At 33.3% G+C, this 22,333-nt stretch carries 21 protein-coding genes; 3 read left to right on the forward strand and 18 right to left on the reverse strand.

Features of this window, described 5'->3' with window-relative positions; translation table 11 throughout:
- The first annotated feature begins 76 nt into the window (after positions 1 to 76).
- Positions 77 to 2,587: a transglycosylase domain-containing protein gene (locus tag C683_RS03905; protein WP_083848952.1), complete on the forward strand. Its 2,511-nt coding sequence runs from the start codon at positions 77 to 79 to the stop codon at positions 2,585 to 2,587.
- Between the two features lie 33 nt (positions 2,588 to 2,620).
- Here C683_RS03905 and ccpA read toward each other — a convergent pair whose 3' ends face one another.
- Complete coding sequence (gene ccpA / locus C683_RS03910; protein ID WP_009490216.1) at positions 2,621 to 3,619, reverse strand: catabolite control protein A; 999 nt, start codon at positions 3,617 to 3,619, stop codon at positions 2,621 to 2,623.
- Between the two features lie 183 nt (positions 3,620 to 3,802).
- Here ccpA and C683_RS03915 point away from each other — a divergent pair, with 183 nt between their 5' ends.
- Positions 3,803 to 4,903, forward strand: coding sequence for a M24 family metallopeptidase (locus tag C683_RS03915; RefSeq protein ID WP_009490218.1), 1,101 nt, complete (start codon positions 3,803 to 3,805; stop codon positions 4,901 to 4,903).
- Positions 4,904 to 4,941: 38 nt separating this feature from the next.
- On the opposite strand, the gene C683_RS06595 is transcribed toward C683_RS03915, so the two are convergent.
- Positions 4,942 to 5,295, reverse strand: a complete 354-nt coding sequence (locus C683_RS06595) for a YtxH domain-containing protein (RefSeq protein ID WP_009490220.1) — start codon at positions 5,293 to 5,295, stop codon at positions 4,942 to 4,944.
- A gap of 11 nt (positions 5,296 to 5,306) precedes the next feature.
- Positions 5,307 to 5,729 carry a DUF948 domain-containing protein gene (locus C683_RS03925; RefSeq protein ID WP_009490222.1) on the reverse strand — a complete coding sequence of 141 codons (423 nt, stop codon included), beginning with the start codon at positions 5,727 to 5,729 and terminating at the stop codon, positions 5,307 to 5,309.
- Positions 5,730 to 5,880: 151 nt separating this feature from the next.
- Between C683_RS03925 and C683_RS03930 the strand changes: the two genes are divergently transcribed.
- Complete coding sequence (locus C683_RS03930) at positions 5,881 to 6,813, forward strand: mechanosensitive ion channel family protein (RefSeq protein ID WP_009490224.1); 933 nt, start codon at positions 5,881 to 5,883, stop codon at positions 6,811 to 6,813.
- Positions 6,814 to 6,839: 26 nt separating this feature from the next.
- Here the strand turns inward: C683_RS03930 and C683_RS03935 are convergent, their stop codons facing one another.
- The 15 genes from C683_RS03935 to C683_RS04005 all read right to left on the reverse strand — a co-directional run bounded on the left by C683_RS03935 (position 6,840) and on the right by C683_RS04005 (position 22,234).
- Positions 6,840 to 7,694, reverse strand: coding sequence for a DegV family protein (locus C683_RS03935; RefSeq protein ID WP_009490226.1), 855 nt, complete (start codon positions 7,692 to 7,694; stop codon positions 6,840 to 6,842).
- A 113-nt stretch (positions 7,695 to 7,807) separates the two neighbouring features.
- Positions 7,808 to 9,517, reverse strand: coding sequence for a proline--tRNA ligase (locus C683_RS03940; protein ID WP_009490228.1), 1,710 nt, complete (start codon positions 9,515 to 9,517; stop codon positions 7,808 to 7,810).
- A 16-nt stretch (positions 9,518 to 9,533) separates the two neighbouring features.
- Complete coding sequence (rseP, locus tag C683_RS03945; RefSeq protein ID WP_009490230.1) at positions 9,534 to 10,796, reverse strand: RIP metalloprotease RseP; 1,263 nt, start codon at positions 10,794 to 10,796, stop codon at positions 9,534 to 9,536.
- Between the two features lie 94 nt (positions 10,797 to 10,890).
- Entirely contained in the window at positions 10,891 to 11,682 is a 792-nt protein-coding gene (locus tag C683_RS03950; protein ID WP_009490232.1) for a phosphatidate cytidylyltransferase, read from the reverse strand.
- Between the two features lies 1 nt (position 11,683).
- On the reverse strand, positions 11,684 to 12,463 hold the full coding sequence (locus tag C683_RS03955) for an isoprenyl transferase (protein ID WP_009490234.1): 780 nt from the start codon (positions 12,461 to 12,463) through the stop codon (positions 11,684 to 11,686).
- Positions 12,464 to 12,541: 78 nt separating this feature from the next.
- Positions 12,542 to 14,218, reverse strand: coding sequence for a phospho-sugar mutase (locus C683_RS03960; protein ID WP_009490236.1), 1,677 nt, complete (start codon positions 14,216 to 14,218; stop codon positions 12,542 to 12,544).
- A 10-nt stretch (positions 14,219 to 14,228) separates the two neighbouring features.
- Complete coding sequence (gene galU / locus C683_RS03965; protein WP_009490238.1) at positions 14,229 to 15,110, reverse strand: UTP--glucose-1-phosphate uridylyltransferase GalU; 882 nt, start codon at positions 15,108 to 15,110, stop codon at positions 14,229 to 14,231.
- 99 nt (positions 15,111 to 15,209) lie between these two features.
- Complete coding sequence (gene mscL / locus C683_RS03970) at positions 15,210 to 15,659, reverse strand: large conductance mechanosensitive channel protein MscL (protein WP_040388683.1); 450 nt, start codon at positions 15,657 to 15,659, stop codon at positions 15,210 to 15,212.
- 78 nt (positions 15,660 to 15,737) lie between these two features.
- Positions 15,738 to 16,130 carry a glycerol-3-phosphate cytidylyltransferase gene (gene tagD, locus C683_RS03975; RefSeq protein WP_009490242.1) on the reverse strand — a complete coding sequence of 131 codons (393 nt, stop codon included), beginning with the start codon at positions 16,128 to 16,130 and terminating at the stop codon, positions 15,738 to 15,740.
- Positions 16,131 to 16,173: 43 nt separating this feature from the next.
- Positions 16,174 to 17,280 (reverse strand): non-hydrolyzing UDP-N-acetylglucosamine 2-epimerase, encoded by a 1,107-nt coding sequence (gene wecB / locus C683_RS03980; protein WP_009490244.1) that lies wholly within the window; start codon positions 17,278 to 17,280, stop codon positions 16,174 to 16,176.
- Between the two features lie 16 nt (positions 17,281 to 17,296).
- Complete coding sequence (locus C683_RS03985) at positions 17,297 to 18,472, reverse strand: CDP-glycerol glycerophosphotransferase family protein (protein ID WP_009490246.1); 1,176 nt, start codon at positions 18,470 to 18,472, stop codon at positions 17,297 to 17,299.
- 66 nt (positions 18,473 to 18,538) lie between these two features.
- Positions 18,539 to 19,345: an ABC transporter permease gene (locus C683_RS03990; RefSeq protein WP_040388646.1), complete on the reverse strand. Its 807-nt coding sequence runs from the start codon at positions 19,343 to 19,345 to the stop codon at positions 18,539 to 18,541.
- Positions 19,342 to 20,085 carry a WecB/TagA/CpsF family glycosyltransferase gene (locus C683_RS03995; RefSeq protein ID WP_009490249.1) on the reverse strand — a complete coding sequence of 248 codons (744 nt, stop codon included), beginning with the start codon at positions 20,083 to 20,085 and terminating at the stop codon, positions 19,342 to 19,344. Before C683_RS03995 ends, C683_RS03990 begins: the two co-directional genes overlap by 4 nt.
- Positions 20,082 to 21,185: a CDP-glycerol glycerophosphotransferase family protein gene (locus C683_RS04000; protein ID WP_009490251.1), complete on the reverse strand. Its 1,104-nt coding sequence runs from the start codon at positions 21,183 to 21,185 to the stop codon at positions 20,082 to 20,084. The genes C683_RS03995 and C683_RS04000 overlap by 4 nt, the downstream gene beginning before the upstream one ends.
- A gap of 14 nt (positions 21,186 to 21,199) precedes the next feature.
- Complete coding sequence (locus C683_RS04005) at positions 21,200 to 22,234, reverse strand: ABC transporter ATP-binding protein (protein ID WP_009490254.1); 1,035 nt, start codon at positions 22,232 to 22,234, stop codon at positions 21,200 to 21,202.
- Between the last annotated feature and the right edge of the window lie 99 nt (positions 22,235 to 22,333).

Consider the following 22,333-nt stretch of genomic DNA (forward strand, 5'->3'; position numbering starts at 1 on the left):
CTTTTTAAGAATTGGAATTTTCCATTTAAAAGTGAAGCAATAATTGGTAAAATGAAAAACGAATATAAAGGAGGAAATGATGAAGAAAAAAGGACCAAATTATCAATCAACCCATAGACCTCATTCTTTTTCTTTTCAAGATTTGGAAAAAGAAAATGGAACAGAAGAAGAAATCAATGAATCACAATCTATGGAAAATGATGACACATTGAACAATGAAACAGAAATAAAAAAAGAAAATGAAGCCTCAACTTTAGAAAAACCAAGTTTACCTCCACATCTAACAAAAGAAGCAAAAGAAGAAAAGAAACAAAAAAGAAAATCGCTTTATAAAAAAACCAATCAAACGATTGACCGAACTTATTGTGGTTTACGTAATATTTTAATTGGTGGAAGCCTTGTTCTTGGAGGGATTTTTGTCTTTGGTGCTGGTGCTGCAGGTGGTTATTTTGCAAAATTAGTACAAGATTTGCCTATTCCAAGCGAACAAGAAATGGATCAAAAAATGCATCAAATCAATCAACGCTCTTATATGTATTATGATAACGGAGAAAAAATTGCGACCTTAGATTCTGATGTTGCTCGAACAAAAGTAGATGCAAGTGAAATTCCTAAAACATTAAAAGAAGCTATTGTCGATACCGAGGATCCTTACTTCTATCAACATAAAGGAGTCGTTCCCAAAGCTATTTTACGTGCCTTTTTAGCACAAGCGACAGGATTTGGCTCTCCTTCTGGAGGTTCAACCTTAACACAACAATTAGTAAAACAACAGTTTTTAACTACAGAATCCAGTTTAGAACGAAAAGCAAAAGAAGTATTATTAGCAAAACGAATGGAAAAATACTTCTCTAAGCAAGATATTTTAACCACTTATCTAAATGTTTGTTCTTTTGGTCGTAATAATAAAGGAGAAAATATTGCTGGGGTACGTGAAGCAGCGAAAGGAATTTTTGGTAAATCTTTAGATGAATTGAACCTCGCTCAAATTGCCTATATTGCTGGATTACCACAAAGTCCAATTATTTATTGCCCTTATGATAGTACAGGACAGTTAAAATCAAAAGAAGAATTAAAAGCTGGACTACAAAGAAAAAATATTGTTTTAGAAAATATGTATCGTCATGGTTCTATCTCTAAAGCACAATATCAAGAGGCAATAGCTTATCCTATCGAAAATGATTTCTTGCCACATCAACAAAAAGGAAATCAATCTTATAATTATTTATATTTTGCAATTCGTGATGAAGCAACAAAATGTTTAATGCCTGAATTATATGAAAAAGATGGGTATACAAAAGAAACTATCGAACAAGATCAAAAGCTATACCAACATTATTATAATTTAGCTGAAACAAAATTAAGTACAAACGGTTATCGTATTTATTCAACGATTGATAAAGAGATTTATCAAGCAATGCAAGATACTGTAGCTCGTTATGGATCTAGTTTAGATATTAAAGGACAACCTACTTCTGAAGTCGGAAATGTCTTAATGAATAACCAAACTGGAGAAATTTATGGTTTTGTTGGTGGACGTGATTTCAAAACCAATCAAGTGAACCATGCTTTCCAAACGAAACGCTCCCCTGCTTCTACGATGAAACCGATTATGGTTTATGCACCAGCGATTGATATGGATATTATTCATAGTCAATCAATGTTAAATAATCAGTATGTAGCTTATAAAAATGGGAAACAAGTAACCAATTATGGTCACACTACTGGCGTTGGATTTGAAAGTGCTACCGACGCATTGAAATTCTCACATAACATCCCAGTGATTAGCTTATACCAGGATTTATTGAAAAAAGGTGGCGTTTATTCTTATATTGCGGACTTACAACTTGGTCTATCAAAAAAACAAGTGAATTATGAATCTAGTCCTTTAGGAACTAATGAAGTAACCGTTGCAGCTCAAACCGGAGCCTTTGCTTGTCTAGCAAATAAAGGAGTTTTCAATGCTCCACATTTAATTGAATCTATTAAAGATAGTGAAGGCAATGACGTTTATCGTTTTGAAGAAGAAAATAAAGAAGTTTTCACAGAAGCTACCGCTTCTATTATGAATGAAATGATGCGTCATGTGATTCGTGATAAAGATGCAACTGGATATTTAGCTGCTAAAGAAATGGAAAAAGTCAACAAAAAAATTAACGCTGGCGACTGGGTTGGAAAGACAGGAACTTCCGAATATAATACTGATTTTTGGTTTATCGCTAGCACCCCTAAAGTGACTTTAGGCTCTTGGGTAGGATATGATAATAATAAAAAAATGTCTGATAAAGTACGCGATAACAATACAAAATATTGGGTACAATTGGTACAAGCTGTTTATAAAACAAAACCTGAAGTACTCGGTTTAGATCAGAAATTTAAATTAAATGATGAAGTGGTGAAAGAAAAAGTTTCTAGTCAAACAGGAACTCTTTTTGGTCATTGTTATCATGATGGAACCAAATATACCGTTGGTGGGAAAAAAGTAGAAGCCTATGGCAATAGTGACTTAGCCTTCAAAAAGCCTACTTTCCGTTTTGGTATTGGTGGTACAGAGGAACAATACATCACTGCTTGGAAAAAAAGATAAAAAAAAGAAGTGCAAATGCACTTCTTTTTCTTTTTATTTTGTCGTTCCTTTAAAACGTAAAGAATACGGTAAAATAATATTTTTATCTTCGATTTCTTCATTATGCATCATTTTTGTTAATAAACGCATCGCTACTGCACCAATATCATATAGTGGATGTTGAATGCTTGAAATTTTTGGACGTACCATATCCGTATAAATTGTATTATCAGCACTAATTAATTCCATATCTTCTGGCAAGTGGTATCCTTGGTCTTGCAATCCATTTAAAATACCTACAGCTAATAAATCATCTGCTACAAAAGCTGCGGTTACACCACTATTATGCAAACGTTCTGCTAATTGTTCGCCTGCTTTCAAAGTATAATGACTTTCAAAAATATAAGCTTCAGAGTAGGCACGTTCATGGTCTTTTAATGCTTTTTTATAACCTAATAATAAGTCATGTCCATTAATATATTCTGTCAATGGTCCTGTAATTAAGGCAATTTTCTCATGACGTTCTGCCAAATAAGAAACTGCATCATAGACTGCGGCTTCATGGTCAATATTTACAGAAGCACAGCTCGTATCTTCTAATTGTGTCCCTGCTAAAACAACAGGTGTATTTGTACGCTCAATTTCTTGGCGTAATGCTAACGAAATTTCATTTCCTAAGTAAATAATACCATCTACTTGTTTGGCTAACATGCTTTGGAAAACAGAAACATCACGATCTTTTTCCCCTTCTGCTGTAGCTAATAAAATATCATAATGATACATTAAGGCAATATCATTAATCCCTGTACTTAAGCTTGCAAAAAAAGCATTATTAATATCTGGTAAAATCACACCCACAGTTGTTGTTCGTTTGCTTGCTAGTCCACGAGCAACTGCATTTGGGCGATAATCCAAATCTTCAATTACTTTCATTACTTTCTTACGTGTAGCAGCTTTTACATTGGGATTACCATTTACAACACGGGAAACGGTTGCCATCGATACACCTGCTTGTTCTGCTACATCATAAATGGTCACGCTCTGTTTTTCCATCATTGTTTCCCTTTCTTTCTTTTAAAAATCATTTTTACTTTATCAAATTAAAGATAGAGATGCAAGCGTTTTATTCATTATTTTCATATTTTTTTCATATTTTCATATAATTTTCTTTTTTTAAAAATTTCCTTTGCTTATTTGTGATTTTAAGGGCATAATAGGAATAAGGAGGTTGATATTATGAATCAACAATTAAAAGAAGTACAAAATTGGTTAAAAGAAAATCAATTGGAGGCCGCTTATATCCACGCTCCTTCTGACATCGCTTATTTTACAAATTTCCACAGCGATCCTCATGAACGTGTATTAGCTTTATTCATCTTCCCAGATCAGGAACCATTCTTATTCACTCCTGCTCTAGAAGTAGAATCAGCAGAACAAGTTGTTAATTTCCCTGTATATGGATATTTAGATAGTGAAAACCCTTGGACAATCATTTCGGAACAATTAAAAAATCGTGGGGTACAATCACGTATCGCCATTCAAAAAGATGTTTTCCCTGTAAATCGTTGGGAAGCATTAAAAGAAGCATTACCTACTCTAACAGAAGCAATGGATGTTTCACCTTTAATCCAACGTATGCATTTATGCAAATCTCAAGAAGAAATTGCTATTATGATGGAAGCTGGAAAATGGGCAGATTTTGCTTTTGAAAAAGGATTTTCTGCTTTACAAGAAGGCGTTTCTGAACAAGAAGTTGCTGCTTACTTAGAATATGAATTGAAAAAACAAGGTGTTCATCACATGAGTTTTGATACTATTGTTTTATTTGGTGCTCATGCAGCTAGCCCACACGGTATGCCAGATACAGAACATCATTTAGAAAATCATCAATTAGCTCTATTTGATTTAGGTTGTATGTGGAATGGTTATGCTAGTGACGCTACACGTATGGCTTGTTATGGTGAACCAACAGATCGTCAACGCGAAATCTTTGACATCGTTTATGAAGCACAACGTCGTGCACAGGAAGCTATTCGTCCAGGAGTAACTGCTGGAGAATTAGATGCGATTGCTCGTGACTATATTACAAGCAAAGGATATGGTGAATACTTCACTCACCGTTTAGGTCATGGTATCGGTCAACAATGTCATGAATTCCCATCTATCGTTGGTGGTAACGATATGGTCATCGAAGAAGGTATGTGCTTCTCTATTGAACCAGGAATTTATATTCCAAATGAAATCGGAGTTCGTGTAGAAGATTGTGTCCATGTAACAAAAGATGGATCTGAAGCTTTCACAAAATTACCAAAAGAATTATATATTATCAAAGACTAATAAAAAAGCTCAAGGATTATCCTTGAGCTTTCTTATTTTTATTCTGCAGTTTTTTCTTCTGTTGTTTCTGCTGTTTCTTCGACTGGAGCTTCTTCTACTGCTTCTTCTTGGAAAGGAACAACAATTTCTTCTTCTTCTACTACTGTTGATGTATCATTTTGCATTGCTTTTTCTTTTAATTGACGAGCAATTTCTTCTGTTTGTTGTTGTAAGTTACTTGTCACTTCGTTTGCTACTTCATCAACGGTCTCTACCGCATTTTGTAAAGAAGTTTTATTTAATTTATCTGTTACTTTTTGACGTAATTCTTTTCCTGAACGAGGTGCAAATAATAACGCTGCTCCTCCACCGATTACTGTTCCTAAAAGGAATCCTGTTAATTTTTTACCCATAATCTCACCTTCTAATGTCTTCTAATTCTTCTCATTACTTGGGAAGCACGTCTACCAATATGCATCGCACGACCTACAGTTGCACTTTCCTTCCCAATTTCTGCTACAGTACTTACTGCATTACGGCTTGTACGATTTAAATCAGAAACGCTCTCACTTAAATCTGCTACTGCAGTAAATAAAGGATCTAATGTTTGAACTTTACCATTAACATCTGTTAATAATTCATTTGATTTTACTAACAATCCTTCCACTTCTGTGGTTAAAATATCTACATCACGAGTTACTACTTTAATTGTTTGATTTGTTTCTTTCACTGTTGTCTGTACCATTGTCAACGTTTGATTTACGTTACGTAATACTTGAATTAAAAAGATGACTAGCACAACAAAAGCAACTGCAGCAATCAAAGCAGCAATTTCTCCTCCTGTCATATTCAATCTCCTTTCCTTCTTTTCCTCTTAAGAATAACATGATTTCCCTAAAACAACAAAGGAAATTCCTTTTCTTTAGTAGAAGTTTCCTTCTCTTTTCTAAAATATGGTAAGATGAAAACAGAATTCAATGAGAGGGAAGGAATATTTTATGAATATTCGACAAAATTTAGCTAATCGATGGGCTACATACTGGACTTCAATTGATTGGGATCATGTGATTGCGACTTTTTTAAATAAGGCAATCATTTTATTAGCTATCTCTATCCTTTTCTTTTTCTTATATAAAGTAGGCTCTACTTTAATCAAAAAAGGATTTGAAAAGTATAACGAAACCACTCCTTTTGATCCTAGTCGAATCAAGACACTAGAACGTTTAATTTTAAATATTTATCACTACACGATTTTCTTTTTTGTTTGTTATAGTGTTCTATATTTATTTGGTATTCCAGTGGGATCGTTAATTGCTGGAGCAGGAATCGCTGGGTTAGCGATTGGACTGGGAGCCCAAGGTTTTATCAATGATATTTTAACTGGATTTTTTATCATCTTAGAACGACAAATTGAAGTGGGTGATGAAGTAACCATTAATAACCTAACAGGTACTGTAGAAGCAGTAGGACTTCGGACAACACAAATTAAAAGTTTTGATGGTACATTAAACTATATTCCAAATCGTACGATTACAATCATTTGCAATGCGAATCGAAAGCAACATCGCGTTCAAATTGACTTTTATGTCCCACCAACCATTGATATCCCAAAAGCGGTAGCTACGCTAGAAGAAGAATCAAAGAAACATCCATTAGATGAAGCTATCGTTAAAGATCCAGAGGTAATTGGCTTCACTCCTTTAGGTCAAGGACAGTATGCTTTACGCATTCATATTTATGTCGAAAAAGGAAATCAAGATCGAATTCAACGAGAATGGACCGTCTATTACTTAGAAGCTCTACAAAAAGCCAATATCGAAGTATTAACCATCACCGTTCCAGTACCAAAAGCGCCAAATCCTAATACGCCAGTAATCACTACCCCTAATTCAAGCAGTAGTGCAAGTAGCTTTTTAAAAAATAATAACTAAAGGCCGTAGCTTTCGCTACGACCTTTTTATTTATAAATATAGGCACCAATAACAATCATTCCTGGACCTGTGTGTACACCAAAGGCAGTTCCAATATGTCCCTCTAATAATGGTTTTCCTGGAAAACGCTCCTCCAACAAATCAATCATAATAGAAGCCTCTTCTTCTGCTTCTCCTTGTTGCACGGATAAACAGAAATGCTCATGACCTTCTAAAAATTGACTCAATAATTCTACCATTTCTTTTCGTGCTTTTTTATTTCCTTTTACCTTTGCTGCCGTATAAACAATTCCATCATCGTTCACTGAAATAATTGGCTTAATATTTAATAAAGTGCCGATTTTAGCTGTTACTAAGCCAATACGGCCTCCTTTTTCTAAAAATTCAAAATTTTTAAATTTACCAAATTGCTTACTTTTTTTAGTCGTATCACAAACTTGTGCCTTAATAGAGGCTAAATCATGACCTTCTTTTGCTAATACAGCCGCATGCATTGCAAAAAAACCGCCACCTAGTCCAATATTTTTTGTATCAAAAACAAAACTTTGAAAGCGTGTTTCTTCTTGTGCCATTAAGTGTAGCATATTATATGTTCCGCTCATCCCACTAGAAAGCGTGAAAAATAATGCTTCTTCGTATCCTTTTGCTGCTACCGCATCAAAAGTACGTAATATCATTTCCCCAGAAGGCAATGAAGTTTTAGGGATTTCTTCATGTAAACGACGATATACCTCTTCGGTGCTAATGTCAATTTGATCACGGTATTCTCCATCAGAGAAAATCACACTGATAGGTAATAAAAATACATCATATTCTTTTGCAAAATCTACAGGCACATCTAATGCTGTATCTGCAATAATTGCTACTTTTCTTGGTTTCATAATTTTTTCCTTTTCATTTTTATAATTTTCAACATTATACCATACTTTTTTTCTTGTAACATACAAAAAAGAGGCTTTTTTAAGCCTCTTTCTTTTTTCTTATATTCTTACTTTTATTCGATTTCGTTACTTAAAATTTTCACGTTATCTACTAGTTCCTCAATACGAACTTCTAGTGTTTCTCCAGTTTGTGTTAATTTAATTTCCACAATTCCTTCATCTGCTTTTTTACCTACTGTAACACGAATTGGTGCTCCAATTAAATCAGCATCGGCAAATTTAACACCTGCACGTTCATTACGATCATCTAATAAAATAGAGTATCCTGCTTCTTCTAAGCGTTGTTGTGCTTCCATTGCTAATGCCACTTGCTCATCTTTTTTCATATTTAAAGGTAAGATATGAATATCATATGGAGCAATTGCTTTTGGCCAATGGATAGCATCTTCTGTTGCATATTGTTCAATGATTGCAGCCACTAAACGACTAACACCAATTCCGTAGCAACCCATAATCATTGGAATATTTTTCCCATTTTGATCTAATACACATGCATTCATTGCTTCTGTATAACGAGTTCCTAATTTGAAGATATGGCCGATTTCAATTCCTTTAGCAAAACGAAGAGTTCCTTTTCCATCTGGACTAGGTTCTCCTTCTTTTACTAAACGAATATCTGCTATTTCATCCACACGGAAATCACGATTTAAATTCGCATTTTGATAGTGATATCCCGCACGATTTGCTCCAACCATTACGTTTTGTAAATCTGCAACACGAGTATCTACTACAATGCTTACTTCTTCTCCTACTCCCACTGGTCCAATATTTCCAATTTCGCAGCCTAAAATAGAAACTACTTCTTCTGGAGTTGCTTCACGTACATCGCTACCAGCAAAAATATTACCTAATTTTACGTCATTTACTTCATCTGTTCCTTGAACTAAAGCTAATACTGGTTTTCCATCAACCATCATTAACATTGATTTTACAATTTTTTGTTCAGGCATTGAGCAGTAAGTAGCTACTTCTTCAATACTATGTGCTTCTTCTGTTGCTACTTCTGTCATATCTTGTAACGCTTCTTGACTTGTTGGTTTTACATATAGGCTCGTTGCTTTTTCGATATTTGCTGCATAATCAGATTCATCAGAATAAACAATAGTATCTTCTCCAATTTCAGAAATCGCCATGAATTCTTTTGAAGCAGAACCACCAATTGCACCATTATCCGCCATAATTGCACGGAAATCTAAACCACAACGAGTAAAGATATTATGATATGCTTGTTCATAATCATTATAAGTTTCATCTAAACTTTCTGTTGTTGCATGGAAAGAATAACCATCTTTCATAATAAATTCACGGCCACGTAATAAACCAGAACGAGGACGTTTTTCATCGCGGAATTTATCTTGGATTTGATAAATATTCAATGGTAATTTTTTATAAGATTTAATTTCATCGCGTAATAAAGCTGTAAATGTTTCTTCATGAGTAGGCCCTAAAATAAATTCACGATCATGACGATCTTTTACCGTCATCAAATCTGGACCATAAGTAGCATAACGCCCAGATTCTTGCCATAATTCTACTGGTAATAAAACAGGCATTTGCATTTCAATTCCATCAATTCGATCCATTTCTTCACGAATGATTTTATTAACATTTTCAATTACACGATATGCTAATGGTAAATAAGCGTACACTCCGGCAGCTACTTGGCGAATATATCCACCACGTAATAGCATCTGGTGACTTAATACGTCAGCATCATTAGGCACCTCACGTAAGGTTGGTGCGAATAATTTTGATTGTTTCATATTCTATATCCTTTCTTTAAAAGAAGTAACGTCGTAAATCGTTCCACGTTACCAATATCATTAAAATAATCATAACCCCAAATCCAATCATCGTCAAAACGCCTTCTTTTTTTGGATCCAATGGTTTTCTCATAATTAGTTCATAAAGATTCAATAACAATTTTCCACCATCTAAAGCAGGAATTGGAATTAAATTAAAAATTCCGATATTTAAGCTTAGCATAGCAGTAAAAGATAAAATCGCAATCCAGCCTTGTTTGGCTACATTTTCACTCACTTTAAAGATTGCAACCGGCCCACCTAGTTTATTTAAACTAAAGCCAGTTACTAAATCTTTTAAGGCTGTAAAGATTTGTTTTGTCATAGACCAAGTTTGTGTGAATCCATAACGAATTTTAGCCCATAAAGAATGAGTAATACTTGGTTGAATCCCAATAAATCCTTGCTTTTCATCTCCTACTTTTTCCACTTTCGGTGTTAAAGTAAAATCTTTTTTCCCTTTGTTTGTTTCTACTTCTAATTTTACTGGTCCTTTCGTTGATTGATGAATATCTTCTACTAAATCATCCCAGTTTTCAACTTTTGTACCATTGACCGATAAAATTTTATCGCCTTCTTGTAAGCCTGCTTTTTGGGCAACACTTTCTTTTTGTACACCGCCAATCGCTGTACTATTCATATCTGGTACGCCGCCTTGCATGAAAGCCATCACAATCAATAGTAGAATCGTTAAAATAAAATTATTCATCGGTCCAGCAAAGTTAATCATCATACGTTGACCTAATTTAGCAGAATCATATTGCACGTCTTTGGGTGCAATTTGAATTTCTGTTCCATCTTTTTCAACGATCAATGCATCATGATCGACAGGGAATCTTGTTTGACCTTCTTCTACAGGACAATTCCCTTCAATAAACAATTGATCTTGTAAATCAAAATCGGTAACTTCTAAAGGAATTCCTTGAAAAAGGTTTTTGTCACTGGTGTTAATTTTCTTTACACGACCTGCATCGTCTAATTCCAAAGTAACATTCATTCCTTTATATAGGTCATCGGTATCTTCTCCTAATCCTGCCATTCGTACATACCCACCAAGGGGCAGTAAACGCAGCGTATAGGTAGTGCTATTTTTATGAATAGAAAACAATTTTGGTCCCATACCAATCGCAAACTCGCGCACCATGACACCTGATTTTTTAGCAAAATAATAATGTCCAAATTCGTGCACCAGTACGATGATTCCAAACACAAAAATAAAGGTTAGTACGGTTTTAACCATGGTTTTCCTCCTTCTATACTGCTCTCGATATCTCCATTCTAGCGAACTCAAATCGTAAAATCAAGGATACAAAAAAGGGTGGGAAGCCCCACCTCTACATTGTAAATAAGCCTAAAATATACATCATTGGAAAGACGAATAATAAGCTATCAAAGCGGTCTAAAATTCCACCATGTCCAGGTAAAATTTTTCCAGAATCTTTTACGCCATAAAAACGTTTGTAAGAAGATTCCACTAAATCCCCTAATTGTCCAGCAATAGAGAAAATCACGACAAAGATTAGCATCATAGGCATTGAGTATGGGAAGTGAGCGCCAAATTTCCACAGATATAATGCAGAAACGACTACCGCACAAACAATCCCCCCAATTGCACCTTCTACTGTTTTATTTGGAGAAATACTTGGAGCTAGTTTATGTTTCCCAATTTTTCGTCCAATCATATATGCTCCAATATCGGTAGACCAAACAATAAATAAAGCGAATAATAAAACAATCAAGCTTGTAAAACGAGCAGCAATAAAACTATGGAAGCCAATTCCTAAGTACAAACTTGTGAAAACTGGAAATCCTAAACTATCAATATGAAAATCTTTTTGATCAAAAACCATCATTGCCATTAAAATCATAATGAAAATATAGTATAGGAATAATGGACTTGGTAAAATTGGAAACCATTGCTTCCAAGGTAAAATTAAAGCTAGCATCGCTAAAATCGCTACTGCTTCTTGTCCATAATGAGGAGTATCATATTTCATCTTATAAAATTCATCCATCGCAACAATTCCTAATACTGCTGCTGCAAATTCAATTAAGCCACCACCGTAAACAATGATAGGGATAAAAATAATCAAAGCGACAATGGCTGTAATTACACGTTGTTTCACGTTATTTTTCCTCCTTTAATCCACCAAAACGACGATTACGTCCTTGGTAATTTTCTAACGCTTCCATAAAAATGGATTCATCAAAATCTGGCCATAAGCAAGAAGTAAAGTAAAATTCACTATAAACACTTTGCCATAATAAAAAGTTACTTAAACGTTCTTCTCCACTAGTTCTAATAATTAATTCTGGATCTGATAAATTGTTTAAAAATCCAGTCATTAAATGATTAGAAATACAAGCTTCATCTACTTGCTCCCAAGAAAGCTCTCCTGCTTTTACTTCTTTGGCAATTTGTTGAACAGTTTGAGTGATTTCATCACGACTGCCATAGTTTAAAGCAAAATTCAAAATCATTCCCGTATTTTCTTTTGTTTTTTCTTTTGCTTTTTTCACTGCTTGTTGTGTTTTTTCTGGTAATTCATCGATATTACCAATGGTTGTCACCTTCACATTATTTTTCATCAAATCAGGGACAAACGTATCAAAAAAATCAATCGGTAATTGCATTAAAAAATTGACTTCATCTTTTGGACGTTTCCAATTTTCTGTAGAAAAAGCATATAAAGTTAATACCTTTACTCCTAAATCACTGGCAATTTTTGTTACCTTTTTGACCGTGTTCATTCCTTCTTTATGTCCTGCTACACGAGGTAATCCACGTTTTTTAGCCCAACGTCCATTCCCGTCCATAATCATTGCAATGTGTTTTGGCACTTGGAGATTCGTTGTGTTTTCCACTGCATCTGTTGGTTCATTTTTCCCAAACCATTTTTTTAACATGATTGTTTCCTTTCCATACTCGTATTTTTATTCTAGTACAAGAAAAGAAGCGATTTACAAATTGTAAATCGCCCTTCTCTAGTCTTCTTGTATCTTTTGAATCCATTGTTGACAAACATATATTTGTTCTTGAGCTTCTTTTTCTGAAGAGCCACAAACTCCAATATAAAATTTAATTTTTGGCTCTGTGCCAGAAGGACGAACAAAAATTTTCGCTTGATTTTTCAAAGTAAATTGTAAAACATCTGCTTTTGGTAATCCAGTCTCATCTTTGAGATAATCAATACGTTGATGAATGAAACTTTCATTCTCTAAGTCCAGATAGCGTAATTTTTGCATTAAAGCCTGGATTTCTGCCATACCTTTTTGACCAGGTAACGTTAAAGAAATTAGAGCTTCACGATAGTAACCATAGCGCTCATCTAATTCATGTAAAACATCCACTAATGTTTTCCCTTGTTGCCAATAATAAGCAGCCATTTCTGTTAACACAAAACTTGCACTTACTCCATCTTTATCTCGTTCTAATAAGCTCACTAAAAATCCATAAGATTCTTCATATCCCATAATGAAGGTTTGATCTTTTAGTCGTTGGTTCATTTGTTCGCCAATATATTTAAATCCTGTGAGCGTACGAACACTTTCCACACCAAAATCTTTTGCAATTACTTCACCTAAATCGCTAGTTACAATACTTGAAGCAATATATGGTTTTGGTTGTTTCTTCCATTCTTCATTCGTAGAAAGTAAATAATAAATCACTAAAGCACCAATTTGATTTCCATTTAATGCTTGATATTCTCCTTTATTTGTCCGTACCATTACACCAACACGATCACAATCTGGATCCGTGGCTAATAATAAAGAAATATCTTCTTTTCTTGCTACTTCTAAAGCTAAAGTAAATGCTTTAACATCTTCTGGATTCGGAAGTTCTACTGTAGAAAACTCTGGATCAGGCACTAACTGTTCTTCCACAGTATAGACTTTCTTCAAACCTAATCGAGATAATCCTTCTAATACTGGCTTCCTTCCTGTCCCGTGTAACGGAGTATACAATACTTTAAAATCATCTGATAATTCAGAAAAGACATCAGAATGATGCAATACGGCCAATTCATCGTTTAAAAAATCTTCGTCAATTGAAGTATCTAATAAATGGATATGCTCATCCTCTTCATCAGCTACTGAAATATCATAGCTTTGAATCGTTTGAATCTCCGCTACTAATTGCTCGGCTAATTCAGGAACCATTTGACATCCTGTCTCATCATAAACTTTATATCCATTATATTGTGGTGGATTATGGCTCGCTGTAATGACCACTCCTCCTACTGTTTTTAAATAACGAACAGCATAACTCAATTCAGGAGTAGTTGTAATTTGTGAAAATAAATAAGCATTAATCTTATTAGCAGCTAAAGTACGAGCAACTTCCAAAGCAAATTCTTTAGAATAATGACGATTATCATAAGCAATTACAACTCCATGAGTATTTGCTTCATTTTTATAATTTTTTTGTAAAAACTGAGCATACCCTTGAGTAATTCTTCGAACAGTATAACAATTTAATCGATTAGGTCCTACTCCAACAATTCCTCTTGCTCCTGCTGTACCAAATTCTAGTGATTTATAAAATGAATCTTGCAATTGTTCTGGAAAATCTTGTAATCGCTTTATTTCTTCTTTCGTTTCATCATCAATATAATCAGCCTCTAGCCAACGATTATATTCTGTCATTATTTTCTCTTTCATCTTTTTACTCCTATTTTTTCTTTAATTGTTCCGCTAAAGTTAAAATGTATTCTCGTAATTGGTCTTTAATTTGTGGATGTTGTAAGCCAAAGGCAATATTTGTCATCATATAACCAAATTTATCTCCAGTATCAAAACGAATACCATTAAATTTATGGGCATATACTTTTTGAACTTGATTTAAACGATTAATGGCATCCGTTAATTGGATTTCATTACCTGCTCCTCTTGATTGTGTTGCTAATAAATCAAAAATTTCTGGAGTTAATAAATAACGTCCAATAATAGCTAAATTACTTGGGGCTTCTTCTGGATTTGGTTTTTCAACAAATCCTTGTACCTCATACATATCTTCTGTAATTTGTTTACTTGGATCAATAACTCCATATTTATTAGTTTCTTCATGAGGTACTTCCATCACAGCTACAACTGAAGAACCTGTTTTTTCATAATCGTCCATCAATTGTTTTGTTAATGGTACTTCATCTACCATCAAGTCATCTCCTAATAAAACAACAAACGGTTCATCTCCGACAAATGTCTTAGCTTGTAATACCGCATGACCTAATCCTTCTGGAGATTTTTGACGAATGTAATGTAGATTAATTTTTGTTGTTTTATCAACAACCTCTAGTAATTCCATTTTTCCTTTTGCTTTTAGGTTTTCTTCTAATTCTAAATTGGAATCGAAATGATCCTCAATTGCACGTTTATGTTTTCCTGTAATAATTAAAATTTCTTCGATTCCTGATTCTAACGCTTCTTCTACAATTAGTTGGATGGTTGGGGTATCCACAATTGGCAACATTTCTTTTGGCATTGCCTTTGTTGCTGGTAAAAAACGTGTCCCAAGTCCTGCAGCAGGAATCACAGCTTTTCTTACTTTTTTCATAAAATCATCCTTTATTTTTAATTTATTAAAATAAAATAAGTTACATGTGACTTTATTATATCACACATAACTTATCTTTCCGAATCTCTTTTTAATTAGTTATCTATTTAAGTGTTCTTTTTCTTTCATCAACATTTCAATCATTTCGTTTTGTTTTTGTAATGTTTCTTGAATGTCTTTTAATGTTGATTCAGTAAGAGTCAACTCTTTTTCTTCTTCTGTATCTTCAGTTTCAATTGGTAATAAATTCTTCGCTTTTGTAATCGTCTTCAATAAAAGGAAAACCACTAATGCTGTAATTAAGAATGTAATCACCGCAGAAAGAATGTTACCAAAGTTTAATTGTACGCCTAAAATATGTAAATTTAATCCACTAAATTCTGCATTTTTACTTCCTGTTAAAAATTTAATTGCTAATCCTACTAATGGTGTAATAAATCCGCTAACAATATTATTAACAATAGAAGTGAATGCACCCCCAACAACAACCCCAATCGCCATATCAATGACGTTACCTTGCATTAAGAACTCTTTAAATTCTTTAATCATATTTTTCATATCCATTCTCCATTCCAAGAGACAAGGTAAAGGATTTCACTACGTGAAACCCTTTACCTCATATCTTTTTTATTTTTTTAAATTTAAATCATTTTTGATTTGTGTTGTAGAAATTCCTTCTGTACGAGGTAAGTATACCACTTCACAGTAATCTTTCAAGAAATCAAACTGACCTTTCCAGTCATCTCCCATAACAAAAACGTCAATGTCATTTTCTTGTACATCTTTAATTTTTTGATCCCAATCGGTTTCTGGGATTACTGCATCTACGTAACGGATAGATTCTAAAATATACTTACGTTTTTCATAAGAATGATACGCTTCTTTATGTTTACGTTGGTTAAATTCATCTGTAGATAAAGCAACAGTTAAATGATCTCCTAATTCTTTGGCACGTTCTAATAAACGAACATGGCCCCAATGCAATAAATCATATGTTCCGTAAGTTAATACTTTTTTCATAATTTTCTCCTCTATATTTATGATTCAATTTTCAGTTTGTTATTTACTTTTTGAAAAATTCAGATAAAATTTGAGCAATTTGCTGACATGCAGTACCATCTCCATAAGGATTAGCTGCTTTGCTCATTGTATCATAAGTTTTTTTATCTGTTAACAAGTTCTTAAAGTTCTCATAGATAGTCTCTTCATTTGTTCCCACCAAGCGTAAAGTTCCTGCTTTAATTCCTTCTGGACGCTCGGTTGTATCTCGCATTACTAATACAGGAACTCCTAGCGATGGAGCTTCTTCTTGAATTCCGCCACTATCCGTTAGTATTAAATAACTACGAGCTAATAAATTGTGAAAATCCACTACCTCCATTGGTTCTACCAAACGAATTCTTTCATCATCACCAAATACTTCTTTCGCTACTTTTCTTACTTTTGGATTTAAATGAATCGGGTAAATTGCTCGACAATCTGGGAATTCATCAATAATTTTTTTGATGGCTTGGAACATATGACGCATAGGTTCTCCTAAATTCTCTCGACGGTGAGCAGTAATCATAATCAATTTATGATCTCCTACCCAATCTAACAATTCATGTTGGTAAGATTCTTGAACGGTAGTGTTTAGCGCATCAATAGCTGTATTTCCTGTTACAAAAATAGTTGCTGGATCTTTTCCTTCTCGGATTAAATTTTCTTTTGCCATTTCTGTAGGTGCAAAATGTAAATTGGCAATCAAGCCTACTGCTTCTCGATTAAATTCTTCTGGGAATGGAGAAGATAAATCATAAGTTCGTAGTCCAGCTTCTACATGCCCAACAGGAATTTGTAGATAAAAACAAGCAAGACCTGTCGCAAAAGTTGTGGTTGTATCCCCATGAACTAAAACAATATCTGGATGTTCTTGTTCTAGTACTGGTTTAATTTGATTGAGAATTCCTGTTGTCACATCAAATAAAGTTTGATTTTCTTTCATCAAATGTAAATCATAATCTGGTTGAATATCAAAAACGGTAAGTACTTGTTGTAACATTTCTTTATGTTGTCCAGTCACACATACTTTCACTTCAAATTCATCAGAATGTTCCTTCAAAGTTTTTACTAAAGGACACATCTTAATTGCTTCTGGTCGTGTCCCAAAAACTAACATTACTTTCTTCATACTACTTATACCTCTTTTATTTTTCTATATGATTGATTATAACATTGATTACTTGTTTTGCAGCAGTCCCTTTTTCATAGTTGGCATAACAAGCTAAGAAATTTTGATATCTTGTCAAATCCATAGAACCCTCTTTTTTCAATTGCTCCCAGAGACTCTTTTCATCGTGAACAATCACTCCTGGTAACTCTTTTTTAGGTGAGAAATACATTCCGCGAGTTGAATGTTCATATTCCTCTTGGTCGTACATATAGTAAATCTGTGGTCTTTCTAATAACGCGTAATCAAAAAGACAACTCGAATAATCTGTAATTAAAAGATCACTAATCGCCAATAGCTCACTCATCTCTTCATAGGAAGAAACATCTCGAACACTAGAAAAAGCATGAAAATCTTCTGTTGGCGTAACTAGATAATGTAGCCGAATCAAAAGAATGTATTTTTCTCCAAATTCTTTTTCCCATTCTTCTAGAGAAAAAGGTACTTTAAATTGGTAATTTCCTTTTTCATCACTACAATGATCTCGCCAAGTTGGAGCATACAACACAATTTTTTTATCTAATGAAAGATGCAAAGCTTTTTTTATTGCTTCTACTTTTTGTAAAGCCCAATCTTTTTTTTCTTTTAATGCCACTAAAAAGTCATTTCTTGGATATCCACTTGGTAATATTTGTTCTTGTTTTAAAGAAAAGGCAGAAGATAATTTCTCCGTAGTATACGTACTAGGAGACAAAACGATATCCCAATCTTTTGTATCCTGTAAAATTGAAGTCCGATAGTCATCTGTAGTAATATTTGGCATCGTTACTTCTGGAATATCTAAGCCAATCTTTTTTAGAGGAGTCCCATGCCAAGTTTGGATGTATAGAGTAAAAGGTGATTTTTTCAACCAATATTTTGTTCGATTATTAATCACCCAAACTTTTGCTTGTGCTAAAGCTTGGAACCATTCTTTAGAAAAGCGATAAACAAAAGGTACACCTGCCTCTATAAAAGGTTGCTCAAATCCTTTTTTTACTCCCCAAATACAAGGAAGATCTGGATATTCCTTGTTTAATTCTTCATAGATAGCACGCGGATTATCACTATAATGCTTCCCATGAAAGCTTTCAAAATAGATAAAATTTTGTGGCCCTTTTTTACGGTAAAATGCTAAAATCCATTGGCTACATTGTTGAATCATTTTTTTCATAATTTCGCTCCTTATCTTTTTTATTATAACAAAAAAGTGGCTCCCCAAAAGGAGAACCACTATTTTTTAAATAAAATCAATAAATCGATTACGGAATTTCATATGTAAGTGACAGCCGATAATTAAAACTAACAAAACAAAACTCCAAAAATAAATCATCATAATAGGATCATCAAAGAACCATTTTTTATAAACAAAAGTTTCTCTAAACCCTTTAATTACATAATTAAAGGGATTTAAAGAGAAAATTTTTCTTAACAATGGTGGATAATTTTTATCATTAATATTTAGAATAACTCCACTTATATAAAATAAAATTCGATTTACAGACTGTAATGCAACATGATAATCTCTTATAATTACAGAGATTGTAGAATTTAAAATTCCTAATGAAAAAATAAGTGCAAACATGCATAGTACATAATAAAAATATTGTAACCAATATAGCGAAATTGGAGTATGATAACAAAATAACATAATCAATACAATAACCATCATCGCAAAATAAGAGGTTAAATTACTCACCATATTAATTGTAGGCAAAATACTAACCGGAAATTTCATTTTAGATATTGTTCCTATCTTAGAAAAGATACTACGTGACATTCCCGTAAAACACTGAGACATAAAAAACCAAGGTACAATTCCGATTAACATCCATAAAATATATGGAACTCCTCCTATTCCATGACGTTGTAATCCTAAGCCAAAAATAATGAAATAAATTCCAACTTGAATTGCAGGATTTAAATATTGCCATAATAAGCCTAAATAATGACTCTGATAATTTGCTTTATCCTCATAACGAGCAATACGAGCAATCATTCCCAAATGGGTAATATTCTCTTTTAAGACACTAATTACATCTTTCAATTTACTTCGTCCTTTCTTTTTAATTTTTGACGATAAATTTTTCCAAGAAAAATAGGGACTTGAACAATTCTCATCCATTTTCCTTTTTGTGTTAATGATCGATATAACCACTCACAATGAATTTTTTGAATCCATTCTGGAGCACGAGAAACAAAGCCACTAATCACATCAAAACTACCACCTACATCTTCAATAATCATTGAACCCAATTGAGCACAGTTTCTTTCAATCCACTCTTCTTGTTTAGGAAATCCTAATGCAACAAAAAGAAAATCTGGCTGCGTTTCTTGAATTTTTTGCACTAGTTCTTCTTCAGAAAGACTGCCGTAACCATCCACTGCTCCGACAACAGAAAGAAAAGGATATTCTCGCTCAATTTCTTTTTTAGCCGCAAGTACTACGTCTGGCTTTGCTCCATAGAGGAAAATTTTCTTTTTCTCTTCATTTGCCAAAGAAAGCAATTTTACCATGACATCATATCCTGTCACTCGTTCGATAATTTTCCCTCCTAAAATACGTGACGCTTTTACAATTCCAATTCCATCTGGAATACGAATTTGTGCTTCTTCAATATATTTTTTGGCTTTTGGGTGATTTTGGCATTCTAAACTAATTTGTGGATTGACACTTGTAATTCTTAACTGCTCTTTTTTTTGTAATGCAAGTTTTGCTTTTTGAATCACTTCTGCTTCTGTAATAACATCAACAGGGACACCTAAAAAGGATTCGATTTGTTTCATTGTTCTTTCATCCATTCTGTAATTTGTTGTACGGTAGTTCCTTGATTATATTCGTTCCATTGTTCATTAAATCTCTCATAAGAAATCTCAACCCTCTGTTGAATTGCGGAACATAACTCACCTTTTGTTTTTACAATCACTCCTGGCCAATCTGTCATCAATGGTTGAATGCCTGAAGCTTTCTGATATTCTTCTTGGTCATATTGATAAAAGATCATTGTTCCTTTTTTATGCAATAAACTATATTCAAAAGGAATGGACGAATAATCCGTAATTAAAATATCTGTTCTTAACCATAGTGCTTCATTACTAATTGCGATTTCTGTAGAAGAAAAGCGACTATGTGGATGATACCGCTCAATTAAAATTACGTCTTCAAGGGTTCGAATTTTCTCTCTTGGGAATTGATCTTGTTCTTCATATTCCCGATAAGTAGGTGCATATAAAATCACCGTTTTCCCTTGCCATCCTGGATAAATATTTTCCACTTCTTCTTCCCATTTTTGTCGATTTTCTTTTTTAAAATATGCATCCGTCCGAACAAAACCAAAAGGTAAAATTTGTTCCTCTTTCGCACCATAAGAGTGCATAAAAACTTCACCCATTCGTTTAGAACCAACAATATAATGCGTAAAATGAGCATATACTTCCTCAAAGCGTTGTTGATCTACTAAACTGCGTTTTTCATTTTGAGGATTTTCACGTCCAAATTGTTTAATTGCCCCGTCCGCATGCCACAATTGAATAATCTTTTGCTCTTTTTGGAAAGGAAAAGCAGCTAGAAAAGCAAAATAATTATCCGCAAAGATATATTTTTGTTTAGCAATAAAAGGCAAAACCTCTCTAAAAAAAACAAAAGAAGGTTCTAAAGAAAGAAGACGAACATTTTTTTCTTCTTTGAACTTTTGATACTCTTCTTTTACTTTTTTATTGCAAGCAATTACGATGGGCATATTAGGATGTAATGCTATCCATTCTTCTAGCCAACCATTATTATTTTTAGGAAAAGAACAAAGAAAAACAGTACCTTCTTCTAACGTTTCATTTTTGATCCAATGTCTACATAAAGACATATACCATTTTTTTAACTGTGCTTTCATGATATATTATCCTCTTATAAAAACATGCGAAGAATATGATGAACAGTTCGAAGAATATGATGAACAAAATGAGGATTTAGTATATTTAATAATCCAAAACAATAAATTACTATTAAAACAAATAAAATTATTTTCGATATTACATCCAACTTATCTGAACTTTTCTTTTTATTCATTACTTCTTGAATTTGATCTCTTTGTTCTATTTCTACTCTTTGCTCCAGCATTTTTTGTAATGAGAAATTTTTTTGTTTTTCTTTTTCTTGTCTCTGATATTCACTCTTTTTTTCTTCACTCAATTGTTTAAACCATTGAATGAATTGTCTATATTCCGCCAAAACTTCATTTGTAGGGCCAAATAAACGCATATCACCGTAATGCATCCATACTACCTTATCACATAGAGTTTCTATTTGACCTAAAGAGTGGCTGACAAAAAAGATTGTTTTTCCTTGTTTTTTAAATTCGAAAATTTTATTTACACATTTTTGATAGAAGGTCTCATCTCCAACAGAAAGAGCTTCATCTATTATCAAAATATCCGGATCTTGATGGACTGCAATCGCAAAACCTAAACGTGATTTCATCCCACTTGAATAATTTTTAACAGGTTGGTAAATAAAATCTCCTAAATCCGCGAATTCAATGATAGAATTCATATTTTCCTCAATTTCTTGTTCATTCAATCCATTCATTAAGGCTTTAAAGCGAATATTTTCAATTCCTGTTAAATTTCCTTTTAGTCCAGCGCCAATAGCAATAATAGAAGTCTCACCATTAACAGTCATTTCTCCTGTAGTCTCAGGAATAATACCAGACAGAACATTAGAAAGAGTAGATTTCCCACTTCCGTTAATCCCAATAAGTCCAATGGCTTCTCCACTATAAACTTTAAAACTAATTCCTTTCAAAGCCCAAAAAGTTGGAATTTCTTCTCTATTCAAATGAAAAAGTGCTTTCACCTTATCTGATTTTTTTTTTGCTAAATCAAATTCTTTGGTTACTAAATCAAATTGTACTTTTATTTCATTTCTTTTTGCTGGTTGCATTTTACTTCTTCCTATCTTTTTGTACATTGTAATTTTCTCAAAAATTTTAACATAATCGAAAAGGTTTTGCAAAAGGCGTTTCATTGTTAAATCTTTCTT

This window comes from Catellicoccus marimammalium M35/04/3 (genome assembly GCF_000313915.1).
GTDB lineage: Bacteria > Bacillota > Bacilli > Lactobacillales > Catellicoccaceae > Catellicoccus > Catellicoccus marimammalium.

Bases quoted from the DNA above. Each gene is read 5' to 3' on its own strand.
- C683_RS03905 (WP_083848952.1), top strand. From the start codon at position 77: ATGATGAAGAAAAAAGGACCAAATTATCAATCAACCCATAGACCTCAT.
- ccpA (WP_009490216.1), bottom strand. From the start codon at position 3,619: ATGGAAAAACAGAGCGTGACCATTTATGATGTAGCAGAACAAGCAGGT.
- C683_RS03915 (WP_009490218.1), top strand. From the start codon at position 3,803: ATGAATCAACAATTAAAAGAAGTACAAAATTGGTTAAAAGAAAATCAA.
- C683_RS06595 (WP_009490220.1), bottom strand. From the start codon at position 5,295: ATGGGTAAAAAATTAACAGGATTCCTTTTAGGAACAGTAATCGGTGGA.
- C683_RS03925 (WP_009490222.1), bottom strand. From the start codon at position 5,729: ATGACAGGAGGAGAAATTGCTGCTTTGATTGCTGCAGTTGCTTTTGTT.
- C683_RS03930 (WP_009490224.1), top strand. From the start codon at position 5,881: ATGAATATTCGACAAAATTTAGCTAATCGATGGGCTACATACTGGACT.
- C683_RS03935 (WP_009490226.1), bottom strand. From the start codon at position 7,694: ATGAAACCAAGAAAAGTAGCAATTATTGCAGATACAGCATTAGATGTG.
- C683_RS03940 (WP_009490228.1), bottom strand. From the start codon at position 9,517: ATGAAACAATCAAAATTATTCGCACCAACCTTACGTGAGGTGCCTAAT.
- rseP (WP_009490230.1), bottom strand. From the start codon at position 10,796: ATGGTTAAAACCGTACTAACCTTTATTTTTGTGTTTGGAATCATCGTA.
- C683_RS03955 (WP_009490234.1), bottom strand. From the start codon at position 12,463: ATGTTAAAAAAATGGTTTGGGAAAAATGAACCAACAGATGCAGTGGAA.
- C683_RS03960 (WP_009490236.1), bottom strand. From the start codon at position 14,218: ATGAAAGAGAAAATAATGACAGAATATAATCGTTGGCTAGAGGCTGAT.
- galU (WP_009490238.1), bottom strand. From the start codon at position 15,110: ATGAAAAAAGTAAGAAAAGCTGTGATTCCTGCTGCAGGACTTGGGACA.
- mscL (WP_040388683.1), bottom strand. From the start codon at position 15,659: ATGATTAAAGAATTTAAAGAGTTCTTAATGCAAGGTAACGTCATTGAT.
- tagD (WP_009490242.1), bottom strand. From the start codon at position 16,130: ATGAAAAAAGTATTAACTTACGGAACATATGATTTATTGCATTGGGGC.
- wecB (WP_009490244.1), bottom strand. From the start codon at position 17,280: ATGAAGAAAGTAATGTTAGTTTTTGGGACACGACCAGAAGCAATTAAG.
- C683_RS03985 (WP_009490246.1), bottom strand. From the start codon at position 18,472: ATGAAAAAAATGATTCAACAATGTAGCCAATGGATTTTAGCATTTTAC.
- C683_RS03995 (WP_009490249.1), bottom strand. From the start codon at position 20,085: ATGAAACAAATCGAATCCTTTTTAGGTGTCCCTGTTGATGTTATTACA.
- C683_RS04000 (WP_009490251.1), bottom strand. From the start codon at position 21,185: ATGAAAGCACAGTTAAAAAAATGGTATATGTCTTTATGTAGACATTGG.
- C683_RS04005 (WP_009490254.1), bottom strand. From the start codon at position 22,234: ATGCAACCAGCAAAAAGAAATGAAATAAAAGTACAATTTGATTTAGTA.